The sequence below is a fragment of the Streptomyces sp. NPDC000878 genome, from assembly GCF_053599695.1.
Window position 1 is genome coordinate 75216 of record NZ_JBSFMT010000045.1, and the last position, 12657, is coordinate 87872.

Consider the following 12657-nt stretch of genomic DNA (forward strand, 5'->3'; position numbering starts at 1 on the left):
CGATGTCACCACTCGATCCCCCGCTGCCCCTTCTGCCCCGCGTCCATCGGATGCTTGACCTTGGACATGTCCGTCACAAGATCCGCGAACTCCACCAGCTTCTCCGGAGCGTTCCGCCCGGTGATCACCACATGCTGGTTCCCCGGCCGGTCCCGCAGCACCGCGACGACCTCATCGACATCGACCCACCCCCAGTGCATGGGATAGGCGAACTCGTCCAGCACATACAGCCGGTACGTCTCGGCGGCGAGATCCCGCTTGACCTGCTCCCAGCCCTCCCGAGCCTTCTCCTCGTTGTCGAGCTGCTCATCCCGCTGAACCCACGACCACCCCTCGCCCATCTTGTGCCAGTCGACGGACCCGCCCTCCCCGCTGGCCCCCAGCACCCGAAGCGCGTTCTCCTCGCCGACCTTCCACTTCGCCGACTTGACGAACTGGAACACCCCGATGGGCCACCCCTGATTCCAGGCACGCAGCGCAAGCCCGAAAGCGGCGGTGGACTTGCCCTTCCCGACCCCCGTGTGCACGACGACAAGCGGCCGATTACGCCGCTGCCTGGTCGTCAGCCCATCGTCCGGCACGACACTCGGCTGCCCCTGAGGCATTACGCGGCCCTCCTGTTGCCCTGAACGTCCTTGACCAGCCCGGCGATCGACTCGGCCCGCAACTCGTCCAGCGTGACAGCGGTACCCCCGAGTTCCCCCGCGAGCTGCCCGGCGAGCCCCAGCCGAACCACCCCCGACTCGCAGTCGACGACCACGGAGGCGACCCCCTCGGCGGCGAACAGCCGAGCCGCCCGCCCGGCCAGCGCGACCGGCTCCGGCCCACCCGTGGCCCGCCCATCGGTCACGACGACCACCAGCGCCCGCCGAGCCGGATCCCGCATCCGCTCCACCCGCAACACGTCATGCGCCTTCAGCAGCCCGGCCGCGAGCGGCGTACGCCCACCGGTCGGCAGCGACTCCAGCCGTACGGCGGCGGCGTCCACGGAGGACGTCGGCGGCAACGCGACCTCCGCACTCGCCCCCCGGAACGTCACGAGCCCGACCTTGTCCCGCCGCTGATAAGCGTCGAGGAGCAGCGACAGCACAGCCCCCTTCACGGCACTCATCCGCTGCCGGGCAGCCATGGACCCAGAGGCATCCACAACAAAAAGCACGAGATTCCCCTCGCGCCCCTCCCGAGTCGCCTGCCGCAGATCGTCCCGCCGCACGACCAGCCCACGCCCGACCCGCCCCCGCGCCAGCTGATGCGGCGCGGCGGCCTGCACGGTCGCCGCCAAGTGCAGCTTGGTGAGCGCCCCTTGAGGCCGCCGGGACCCTGTCGTCCGCCCCCGCTCGGTCCGCGCCCGCGAACGCCGCCCGGCAGCACCCTCACCCACACCGGGCACACTCAGCACCTTGGTACGAAACGGCTCACCGGCCCGCACGGGCTGCTGCTCCCCGGCCCCGCCCCCCGAGGGCTGCGGCTCCCCACCTTCCCCGGCCTCGGGCTGCGCGGCGGAGTCATCCTCCTCCGGACCGCCAGACTCCGGAGCCTGCCCACCACCGCCACCACCACCGGGCCCGTCCGACCCAGGATCGGGATCAGGATCCTCGTCCTCCCCCGACCCCTGCCCGCCGAACTCCTCCAACGTCTCGTCGAGTTTGTTCTCGTCAAGTCCGGGCGCGTCAAAGGGATTCCGCCTCCGACGATGCGGCAGGGCAAGCAACGCGGCCTGCCGAACATCCTCCGCGAGCACGTCGGTACGCCCGGCCCAGGCGGCCAGCGCAACGGCAGTCCGCGCCATCACGATGTCGGCACGCATCCCGTCCACCTCGAAGGCAGCACAAGTCGCAGCGATCTGCCGCAACGCCCCGTCCCCCAGCCGCACGGACGGCAACAACTCCCGCGCGGCGACGATCCGGGCCCGTACGGCGGACTCCTCATCGGCCCACCGAGTAGCGAACCCGGCAGGATCGTCGTCGTACGCCAGCCGCCGCCGCACGACCTCGACCCGCTGATCGGGCTCCCGCGAGGCCGCGACCTCGACGGTCAGCCCGAACCGGTCGAGCAACTGCGGCCGAAGCTCCCCCTCCTCGGGATTCATGGTCCCGACGAGCAGAAACTTCGCCGCATGCCGTACGGAGACACCTTCACGCTCGACGTAGGAGGCACCCATGGCGGCGGCGTCCAACAGCAGGTCAACCAGGTGGTCGTGAAGGAGATTGACTTCGTCGACGTACAGAATCCCGCGATGCGCATCGGCCAACAAGCCGGGCTCGAAGGCCTTCACGCCCTCCGCAAGTGCCCGCTCGATATCAAGAGCACCGACAAGCCGGTCCTCGGAGGCACCGACGGGCAGCTCGACCATACGGGCGGCCCGGGATTCATAGGCCCCGGCCTCGTGCGGCCCATCAGGACAGGCCGGATCGGGCCCACCGGGATCACACGAGAACCGGCACCCGGAGACGACGTCCACCGCAGGCAACAGTGCCGAAAGGGCCCGTACGGCAGTGGACTTGGCGGTGCCTTTCTCGCCACGGACGAGCACGCCACCCACGGCCGGCGAGACAGCGTTCAGCAGCAGCGCGAGCCGCAGATCGTCCTGGCCGACAACAGCCGTGAACGGAAACGGGGTACTCACTTGTCGTCGCCCTCCAGGTCGCCTTCGAGCTCCAGGTAGGTCGCACGCAGCCGCTCGATCGTGTCGGCGTCCGGCTCGGCCCACAACCCACGGTCGGCGGCCTCAAGCAACCGTTCCGTGATCCCACGCAGCGCCCAGGGATTGGACGTCTTCATGAAGTCCCGGTTCTCCGGGTCGAAGACGTACTCCGCGCTCAGCTTCTCGTACATCCAGTCGTCCACAACCCCAGCCGTGGCGTCGTACCCGAACAGATAGTCCACAGTCGCGGCCATCTCGAAAGCGCCCTTGTACCCGTGCCGCCGCATCGCCGCCATCCAGCGAGGATTGACCACCCGAGCCCGGAAAACCCGGTGGGTCTCCTCGCCCAGCGTCCGCGTCTTCACCTGGTCGGGAGTCGCCGAGTCACCGACGTACGCCTCCGGACTCGCCCCCGTCAGATGCCGCACCATCGCGACCATGCCGCCGTGGTACTGGAAGTAATCGTCGGCGTCGACAAGATCATGCTCACGCGTGTCGACGTTTTTCGCCGCCACCGCGATCCGCCGAAACGCCGTCTCCATGTCCCCCCGAGCAGCCCGCCCATCCAGCCCGCGCCCATACGCATAACCGCCCCAGACTGCGTACACCTCGGCAAGATCGGCGTCAGACCTCCAATTCCGCGCATCGATCAACGGCAGCAACCCAGCCCCATAAGCCCCCGGCTTCGACCCGAAGATCCGAGCCGTGGCCCGCCGCCGATCCCCGTGCTCAGCGGCATCGGCATCCACATGCGCCCGCACGTAGTTGGACTCGGCCGGCTCCTCCAGCTCCGCAACCGCCCGCACCGCATCGTCGATCAACCCGACCACGTGCGGGAACGCGTCCCGGAAGAACCCGGAGATACGCACCGTGACGTCGATACGAGGCCGCCCCAGCTCCGCCACCGGCACCACCTCGAACCCGGTCACCCGCCGCGACGCGTCGTCCCACACCGGACGGCAGCCCAGCAGGGCCAGGATCTCGGCGATGTCGTCGCCCTGGGTCCGCATGGCCGACGTGCCCCAGACCGTCAGGCCGACGGACTTCGGGTACTCGCCGTTGTCGGTCAGGTACCGCTGCACCAGCGAGTCGGCGAGCGCCTGGCCGACCTCCCAACTCAGCCTGGACGGAATGGCCTTGGGGTCGACGGAGTAGAAGTTGCGGCCGGTCGGGAGGACGTTGACGAGTCCGCGTGTGGGTGAGCCCGAAGGCCCCGCCGGGACATAGCCCCCGTCAAGTGCCTTGAGGATGTGGGTGATCTCGTCCGTGGTACGGGCCAGCCGGGGCACCACCTCACGGCACGCGAACTCCAACACCGCGACGGCGTCCGGCAGTTCGAGGCCCAGGACGTCACGCACAAGGGCGGGAACAGTCTCCGCCTCCCACGCCCGCTCCTCCATGCCCTCCGCGAGCCGCCGGCACAGCTGCTCCAGCAGATCGATCGCGTCGGCGGCCGAACGCGCGGGCCCGTCCACCAGATCCGTCAGCTCGACCGGCAGCTTCACCGGAGCCCCCGGCTCGGCCAGCAGCTCCTTCTCCACCAGCCCGAAGTGCTCGGCGAGGCAGGCCCGCAGACCCGGCAGCGCGTTTGCTGCGCCGCCCCACACCTGCGAGGCACGCAGCACGGCCAGTACGAGGTTCACCCGCGCCTCATCGACCGGCCCACCACCCAGGATGTGCAGGCCGTCCCGGATCTGCACGTCCTTGATCTCGCACAGATAGCCGTCGATGTGCATGACGAACTCGTCGAACGCCTCGTCGTCCGGCTGGTCGTCCACATGCAGGTCGTGGTGCAGTTCGGCCGCCTTGACCAGCGTCCAGATCTGCGCGCGCACCGCCGGCGCCTTCGTCGGGTCCAGGTCGGAGACGAGCGCGTACTCGTCGAGGAGTTGCTCCAGCTTCGCCAGGTCGCCGTACGTGTCCGCGCGGGCCATCGGCGGTACGAGGTGGTCGACGACCGTGGCGTGCCCGCGCCGCTTGGCCTGGGTGCCCTCGCCGGGGTCGTTGACGATGAAGGGGTAGACGAGGGGGAGTTCACCGAGCACGGCATCCGGCCCGCACCCCTTGCTCAGCCCAAGTCCCTTGCCGGGCAGCCATTCCATCGTCCCGTGCTTGCCCATATGCACGACCGCGTCTGCACCGAACGAATTCTCCAGCCACCTGTAGGTCGCCATGTAGTGGTGGGAGGGCGGCATGTCGGGGTCGTGGTAGATCGCGATCGGGTTCTCGCCGAAGCCGCGCGGCGGCTGGATCAGCACGACGACGTTCCCGAACTGGAGGGAGGCCAGGACGATGTCGTCCCCGTCGATGTAGAGGGAGCCCGGAGGCTCGCCCCACGCCTCCAGCATCCCGTCCCGCAACTCACCGTCCAGCTTGTCGAACCAGGCCTGGTAGTCGGCGAGCGGCACCCGCGCGGGAGCGGCGGCCAACTGGTCCTCCGTCAGCCACTCCACGTCGTGACCACCGGCCGCGATGAGCCGGTGGATCAACTCGTCGCCGTTGTCGGGGTGTCCCTCGACGACGTACCCGGCGTCCCGCAGCGCGTCCAGCACCCGTACCGCCGAGGCGGGCGTGTCCAGTCCCACCGCGTTGCCGACGCGCGAGTGCTTGGTCGGGTAGGCGGTGAAGACGAGGGCGAGCTTCTTGTCGGCGTTCGGCTTGTGCCTCAACTGGGCGTGCCGTACGGCGATTCCGGCGACGCGCGCGGCCCGCTCGGGGTCGGCGCGGTACACGGGTACGCCGTCGGGGCCGTCCTCCTTGAAGGAGAACGGCACGGTGATCAGCCGGCCGTCGAACTCGGGGATCGCGACCTGCATCGCCGCGTCCATGGGGGAGAGGGCGGCGTCCGAGGCGTCCCACGCAGCCTTGGACGACGTAAGGCAAAGTCCTTGCAGCACAGGGATGTCGAGGTCGGCGAGCGCCCCGATGTCCCAGGCCTCCTCGTCACCGCCGGCCGAGGCCTCGGAGGCGTGGGTGCCGCCGGCGGCGAGGACGGTGGCGATCAGGGCGTCGGCCCCGGCGAGCAGCTCGTACAGTCCCGCGTCGGCCCCGCGCAGTGAACCGCAGTACACGGGAAGGGCGTTGACGCCCCGCGCCTCGATCGCGTCGCACAGCGTGTCGACGAACCCGGTGTTGCCGCTCAGCTCGTGGGCCCGGTAGAAGAGCACCCCGACCGTCGGACGGTCGCTCTCCCGCGCGTACGAGCCGTGCACCCCGTACTCGGGCATCTTCTGCGGCTCGACGAAGCCCTCACCGGTCAGCAGCACGGTGTCCGACAGGAACCGGGCCATCTCCACGAGGTTGTCGGGCCCGCCCTCGACGAGATACCGCAGCGCCTCCGAGACGACACCCGCGGGCACCGACGACTCGGCCATCAACTCGGCGTCGGGCACGGCCTCGCCGCCGAGCAGCACGGTCGGCACACCGGACGTCTTCAGATAGGCGAGCCCGTCCTCCCAGGCCCGCTTCCCGCCCAACAGCCGTACGACGGCGATGTCCGCGCCCTCGACGAGCGCGGGCAGCTCCTCGGCGACGTCCACCCGGGTCGGATTGCCGATCCGGTACGAGGCACCGGAAGCGGCCCGGGCCGCCAGCAGGTCCGTGTCGGCGGTCGACAACAACAACACTGTGCTCATGCGGGCGCTCCCGGTGGAATGAAAGGCAGTCCTTGTGGCGCGCCCGACTCGATGAGCCGCAAGAGCGCGTCCGTGTCCGCGTGCTGTTCGATGAGATCGCCGAGCAGGTCGAGCTGTTCCTCGCGCAGCTCGGCGAAGGAGGTGTCGGGGGCGGGGACGAAGCGGCGGCCCGCGGCGGCGGCCACTTCGCGCAGGAAGGCCCGCCGGAACCCGTCGGATTCGAGCGACCCGTGCCAGTGCGTACCCCAGACGCTCCCGACCCGGCACCCGTCCAAGAAGGCTTCGCCGCCTACGACTTCGGCGACCCCGTGATGGATCTCGTACCCCTCGACGTCCTCGCCGAGGGCGGTACCGACGGGCCGCGTGAGGGTCTTCTCGCGGGCGAACCGCACCCGTACGGGAAGGACTCCGAGGCCTTCTACAAGACCCTGGCGACTCTCGACGTCGTCCTCGATCCGCTCGCCGAGGATCTGGAAGCCACCGCAGATGCCGAGCACGGGCCGCCCCTCGGCGGCCCGGCGCACCAGCGCGTCCGCGAGCCCGCGCTGACGCAGCCACTCCAGCGCGCGAACCGTCCCCCGGGTCCCCGGTACGACGACGAGATCGGCGTCGGCCAGTTCCTCCGGCCGGTCCACGAACCGTACGACGACGCCCGGTTCGGCGGCGAGCGCGTCGACGTCGGTGAAGTTGGACATCAGCGGGATCGCACAGACGGCGACCCGCAGGACGTCCTCCCCGACGGGCGGGGAGACGTTGGACTCCCGCACGGTCCCCCGCAGGGACACCCGCAGCCCGTCCTCCTCGTCGATGCCGAGCCCGTGCCGGAAGGGCAGCACGCCGTACGTCGGCCGCCCGGTGAGCCCGAGCAGCATGTCGAGCCCGGGCTCCAGGAGCGTGACATCGCCACGGAACTTGTTGACGAGGAACCCGGCGACGAGCGACTGGTCCTCGCGGGACAGCAGAGCGACCGTCCCGAAGAAGGAGGCGAAGACACCGCCACGGTCGATGTCGCCGACGACCAGCACGGGGAGCCGGGCATTGCGCGCGATCCCCATGTTGACGATGTCGGTCCGCCGCAGATTGATCTCAGCCGGGCTCCCGGCCCCCTCACAGATCACCGCGTCATACGTGCCCCGCAGTTCGGCGAGACAGTCGAGAACGGTCCCGAGAAGTCGCTGTTGCCGCCCCCCGTGATACCCACGCGCACTCATCTCACCCACGGGCTTCCCCATGAGCACGACCTGACTGCTCTGGTCGCTCCCGGGCTTCAGCAGTACGGGATTCATGAGCGCCGTCGGCTCGATGCGGCACGCCTGCGCCTGCATGGCCTGAGCACGCCCGATCTCGGCACCTTCACGCGTGACGAAGGAGTTGAGGGACATGTTCTGCGCCTTGAACGGCGCGACCTTGACGCCCTGCCGCACGAGCCACCGGCAGATCCCGGCCGTGACGACGCTCTTGCCGGCATCGGAGGTGGTCCCGGCGACAAGCAGCCCACCACCGAGGGCCCCGCCACTCATGAGGTACGCCCCTTCTTCGCGACGAGCCGTCCGGCGACACTGACCCCGAGGGCCAGCCAGGTGACCCGCCGGGACAGCCGTACGGCCCGTTCGACGTCCTGGACGCCGACGGCACGCCCGTACTCCCCGTTGAGCACGGGCCGATGCTCGACCCGCCCCGCGTAGGACAGCGTCCCGCCGAGCCGGACCCCCAACGCCCCCGCGAAAGAGGCCTCGACGGGCCCGGCGTTGGGACTGGGATGGCGCCCGGCATCGGCACGCCAGGCCCGGAGAGCCCCGCGCGGATCACCACCGGCGACAGCGGCGAGTACGGCGGTCAGCCGTGCCCCCGGCCACCCGGCGAGGTCGTCGAGCCGGGCGGAGGCCCACCCGTACCGCCGATACCGCGACGACTTGTGCCCGACCATGGCATCAAGGGTGTTGACGGCCCGGAACCCGACCAGCCCGGGCACCCCACCCACAGCGCCCCAGACCAGCGCGCCCACAACGGCGTCGGAGGTGTTCTCGGCGACGGACTCGACGACGGCCCGGGCGATCCCGTCGGAGTCGAGGGCCTGCGGATCCCGTCCGCAGAGGTGGGGCAACCGCTCCCGCGCGGCCTCGACATCGCCGGCCTCCAGGGCCCACCCGATGCCACGGGCCTCACGAGCGAGCGAAGTCCCCCCGACCACGGCCCAGGTGGCGGCGGCGGTGAGTGCGACGGAAGCGGTACGGGACGGACGTACGAGGGAACCGGCCGCGGCGGCGAGCGCGACGGCGCCTCCCACACATACGGCGGTGTGCAGCGCGCCCCACCCCCGGTGGTCCCGCCACAGCACCCGTTCGACGGCGCCGGCGGCCCGGCCGAACGCGGCGACCGGATGCCCGCGGCGAGGGTCGCCCAGGACCAGATCACCGAGGAGTCCGGCGGTGGCGCCGTACGCGAAGACGCGATCGGCACGCATCGGCTCAGCCGGCCGAAGTGGCGGGAGAAACCCCGGTCATGGACCTCGAACGCGAACGGCAGCCGAGCATGGCGATATGTCCTCACTCAGGGTGTCCACGCCCTGGTTCGACGAGACCGGCGGCGAGAGTTCCTGGCTCCCGGGGTTACCTACCCCGGTGACAGTGGCGGGACCGCGCCGGATTCGCACCGGCTTCCTCTTCTGCCGCCGTACATGGCTCCGGCAGTCCACCACGGGCCCGGAACACCCGTCAACTTGCCGTTGACCTGGAAAGGAGGACTGTGCTGAGCCCCACACCGCAACCGCACCGCGACCGGATCGCGGGCCTGAAGAGGTGCCCTCGGCGGGGCGTCCGCCGGGCTCTTCGGACCCTCAGGCCACGATCAGATAGATCCCGTACGCCACCACGGCCGCGCAGGCGGCGAAGCACGCGTACGCTCCCGCGACCGCCGGCGCCGCCGACCCGCCCTGCGCCACCGCCCTTTCGTGGCGCGAGAGTCCGACGATGCCCAGGGTGAAGACGCCCACCATGGCCACGGTGATGACGAGGCTGACGCCGAAGACGGAGCCGAGGGCCGCCCAGTCGATCTTCATGTTGCTTCTTCCTTGCTCGGACTAGGACTTGGACACGGACGCGGAACCGGACGCAGAACCGGGACGTAGAACCGGACGCGGAACCGGCCTCAGAGGGCCGTCGCCGACGGCTTCGCCGTGACCTCGGCCGGGGAGGGGATGGTGGCCGTGAGGTCGTCGGTCACGGTGCCCGCCGGGGGAGGGGTCACGGCGGCGATGGCCGTCGTGACGACGCCCGCGGGTTCCTCGCCCGAACCCTCGCCCTCGACGTCGTTGACGTTCGTGTGGTCGATCACCTCGCGGCGCGACACGACCCAGATCGCCGCGCTCGAAGCGATCAGGAAGACGGCCACCAGCGCCGTGCCCCAGTCGCCGAACCCGGTCACCCACTCGGCCACCGCACCGACCAGCGCCGCCGCGGGCAGCGTCAGCCCCCACGCCACGAACATCCGGGTCGCCGTCGACCAGCGGACCACGCCGCCCTTGCGGCCGAGGCCCGCGCCCATCACCGAGCCCGACACCGAGTGGGTGGTGGAGAGGGAGAAGCCGAGGTGGGAGGAGGCCAGGATGACCGTCGCCGCGCTGGTCTGGGCGGCGAAGCCCTGCTGCGGCTGGAGGTCGGTCAGGCCCTTGCCCATCGTGCGGATGATGCGCCAGCCGCCGAGGTACGTGCCGAGCGCGATGGCCAGGCCCGCGGAGAGGATGACCCAGACCGGCGGGTCGGAGTCGGGGGCGACGGCGCCACCGGCGACCAGGGCGAGGGTGATGATGCCCATCGTCTTCTGCGCGTCGTTCGTGCCGTGGGCCAGCGACACCAGGCCCGCGGAGGCGATCTGGCCGGCCCGGAAGCCCTTCTCCGCCGCCTTGCCCTCGGCCTGCCTGGCGCTGAGCCGGTACGACAGTCGGGTTGCCAGCATCGCGGCGATGCCCGCCACGATCGGGGCGGCGATCGCCGGGATCAGCACCTTCGTCACCAGGACGTCGCCGTGGACGGCGCCCGTGCCGGCCGAGGCGATGGTCGCGCCGATCAGGCCGCCCATCAGGGCGTGCGAGGAACTGGAGGGAAGCCCGACCAGCCAGGTCAGCAGGTTCCAGAGGATCGCGCCGACCAGCGCGGCGAAGATCACCTCTGGGCGGATACCGCTCTCGTCGACAAGGCCCTTGGAAATCGTGTTGGCGACCTCCACGGAGAGGAAGGCGCCCACGAGGTTGAGGACGGCCGACATGGCCACCGCGACCTTGGGCTTCAGTGCGCCGGTCGAGATGGTGGTGGCCATCGCGTTGGCGGTGTCGTGGAAACCGTTCGTGAAATCGAACGCGAGCGCGGTGACGACCACGATCGCGAGGATCAGCGAGAAGCTTTCCATGTACCCATTACCCAGATTTCTTCGGGACGTCAGTGGCTGGTGGACCGTAAGCAATCTGGATGAACGGAAGATGAACTGACGGGAGATGGAGGATGACCTGGTGTGGGGCCCCGCCTCACGCCCCCTTCGCGAACCGCTTGAGCTGGGCCGACGTCCCGTTGAAGAGATTCTGGTCACCCGGCAGCGTGCCGCTGTTGTCGTACTGCCAGAACGTCCAGAGCTTCCAGCCGCCGGACGGCAGCGCCCCGGCGTCGGCCGCGTTGTAGCGGGCCAGCCACAGGGCGTGCTTCGAGGTGAAGACACTGCTGCTGTTCGTGCAGTTGTTCCACCAGTGGGCGGTCGTGTAGATCACCGGACGGCGGCCCGTGAGCCGGTTGACCTCGTTGCTGAAGGCCGTGATCCAGCTCGCCATCTTCGCCTTGCTCAGGCCGTAGCACTTCTTCTCGCCGTACGGGTTGTACTCGATGTCGAGCGCGGGCGGCAGCGTCCAGCCGTCCGCGCGCCAGGCCCCGCCGTTGCGTACGAAGTGCCGGGCCTGGGTGATGCCGGACGACTTGTCCGGCAGGGCGAAGTGGTAGGCGCCGCGGATCAGGCCCGCGGCCCGTGAACCGTTGTACTGCTGGCTGAAGTACGGATTGCGGTAGGTGTGGGACTCGGTCGCCTTGACGTACACGAAGGTGGCGCCCTTCGCCTTCGCGGCCCGCCAGTCGACGTTCTTCTGGTGCGACGAGACGTCGTGCCCCTTGGGCTTCGCGGCGGCCGAGACCGGAACCTCCGTCAGGACGGTTCCCCCGATGGCGAGCGCCGCAGCGGTGGCCGCGAGGGCGCGCGAACGGCGACGTAACGGTGTGCGACGGACGGGCTGTAACGGCTTGGGATCGCGGGCCATGTGTCCCCCCGGAATGGCTGCGTACGGAAAAATCTCCCAGAGGCTACTGGAAGATCGACAAATCGCCATCGCTCTCCGGCCAAAGCGCGCCCACGCGCCGATGCATGCGCATATGCGCCCTTACGGCCAACGGAGTTCGGCCCTACAGTGCCCTCGCCCGGCGTCGGCCCGGGACCGCGCCTGGCAGGATCACGGCATGGCTGAGCAGCGACGGGACGGACGTGACGTGGGGGACAGTGCGCCGGAGGCGACTACGGCGGAGGAGCGCGCCGTGCCCGACGCCGTGCCCGACGAGAAGGCGCGCGCCTGGGCCGCGCTCGTCGCGACGGCCCGCCGCACGGTGGCCGACGGGCTGGTCGTCGGCACCTCCGGCAATGTCTCCGTACGCGTCGGGGACACCGTCCTGGTCACCCCGTCCGGCGTTCCGTACAAACGGCTCGCCCCCGCCGACATCGTCGGCGTCGACCTGACCGGCCGCCAGGTTCTCGGCACCCTCACCCCGACGAGCGAACTGCCGATGCATCTCGCCGTCTACCGCGCCACCGACGCCCGCGCCGTCGTCCACACCCACGCCGTCCACGCGACGGCCGTCTCGACGCTCGTACGAGAGCTGCCGCTGATCCACTACATGGCGGCCGACCTCGGCGGCCCTGTCCGGGTCGCCCCGTATGCGACATACGGCACGCCGGAGTTGGCCGAGAACACGCTCCAGGCCCTGACCGACCGCACCGCCTGCCTCCTCCAGAACCACGGCACGATCGCGTACGGCACCACCCTCGACCAGGCGTACGACCGCACCGCCCAACTGGAGTGGATGTGCCGCGTCTGGCTGACGGCGTCCGCCCTGCCCGGCCTCTCCCCGACCCTCCTGACGGAGACCCAGGTGAACCAGGCGGGGGAGCGCCTCAGGGGGTACGGGCAGCAGCAGAGGTAGGGCCTGCGTCTCCGGCCCATCCAGCCCGGGCGGGGCTTGATCTTTCAGCCCGTCCGGCGTTTGAGGACGAGCGTGTTCAGCGCGTTCTTTCCCACCCACCCGCACCCATCAGCGCCGCCCGCCCCTCCAGCCCGTCCGGCGTTTGAGGACG

Annotated in this window: 9 protein-coding genes and 1 riboswitch; of the genes, 1 reads left to right on the top strand and 8 read right to left on the bottom strand. The window is 70.2% G+C overall.

Translation table 11 applies throughout. The features are described 5' to 3' along the window. Positions 1–5: 5 nt before the first annotated feature. From cobO to ACWDR4_RS31990, 8 genes are all read right to left on the bottom strand, one after another. Positions 6–605 (bottom strand): cob(I)yrinic acid a,c-diamide adenosyltransferase, encoded by a 600-nt coding sequence (cobO, locus tag ACWDR4_RS31955; RefSeq protein WP_450413596.1) that lies wholly within the window; start codon positions 603–605, stop codon positions 6–8. Next, a complete protein-coding gene (locus ACWDR4_RS31960; protein WP_450413597.1) occupies positions 605–2626 on the bottom strand; it encodes a putative cobaltochelatase in 2022 nt (673 codons plus the stop codon). Before ACWDR4_RS31960 ends, cobO begins: the two co-directional genes overlap by 1 nt. Continuing rightward, positions 2623–6279 carry a cobaltochelatase subunit CobN gene (gene cobN, locus ACWDR4_RS31965; RefSeq protein WP_450413598.1) on the bottom strand — a complete coding sequence of 1219 codons (3657 nt, stop codon included), beginning with the start codon at positions 6277–6279 and terminating at the stop codon, positions 2623–2625. The genes ACWDR4_RS31960 and cobN overlap by 4 nt, the downstream gene beginning before the upstream one ends. Beyond that, positions 6276–7799, bottom strand: a complete 1524-nt coding sequence (locus ACWDR4_RS31970; protein ID WP_450413599.1) for a cobyric acid synthase — start codon at positions 7797–7799, stop codon at positions 6276–6278. The genes cobN and ACWDR4_RS31970 overlap by 4 nt, the downstream gene beginning before the upstream one ends. Beyond that, on the bottom strand, positions 7796–8743 hold the full coding sequence (locus ACWDR4_RS31975) for a cobalamin biosynthesis protein (RefSeq protein WP_450413600.1): 948 nt from the start codon (positions 8741–8743) through the stop codon (positions 7796–7798). The genes ACWDR4_RS31970 and ACWDR4_RS31975 overlap by 4 nt, the downstream gene beginning before the upstream one ends. Before the next feature lie 107 nt (positions 8744–8850). Beyond that, a riboswitch (cobalamin riboswitch) is annotated at positions 8851–8990 on the bottom strand. 125 nt (positions 8991–9115) lie between these two features. After that, positions 9116–9337: a hypothetical protein gene (locus ACWDR4_RS31980; protein WP_450413601.1), complete on the bottom strand. Its 222-nt coding sequence runs from the start codon at positions 9335–9337 to the stop codon at positions 9116–9118. An 89-nt stretch (positions 9338–9426) separates the two neighbouring features. Then, positions 9427–10683: an anion permease gene (locus ACWDR4_RS31985; protein ID WP_450413602.1), complete on the bottom strand. Its 1257-nt coding sequence runs from the start codon at positions 10681–10683 to the stop codon at positions 9427–9429. Positions 10684–10798: 115 nt separating this feature from the next. Next, positions 10799–11572, bottom strand: a complete 774-nt coding sequence (locus tag ACWDR4_RS31990) for a lysozyme (RefSeq protein ID WP_450413603.1) — start codon at positions 11570–11572, stop codon at positions 10799–10801. A 196-nt stretch (positions 11573–11768) separates the two neighbouring features. Between ACWDR4_RS31990 and ACWDR4_RS31995 the strand changes: the two genes are divergently transcribed. After that, positions 11769–12506 carry a class II aldolase/adducin family protein gene (locus ACWDR4_RS31995; protein WP_450413604.1) on the top strand — a complete coding sequence of 246 codons (738 nt, stop codon included), beginning with the start codon at positions 11769–11771 and terminating at the stop codon, positions 12504–12506. Positions 12507–12657 lie beyond the last annotated feature (151 nt).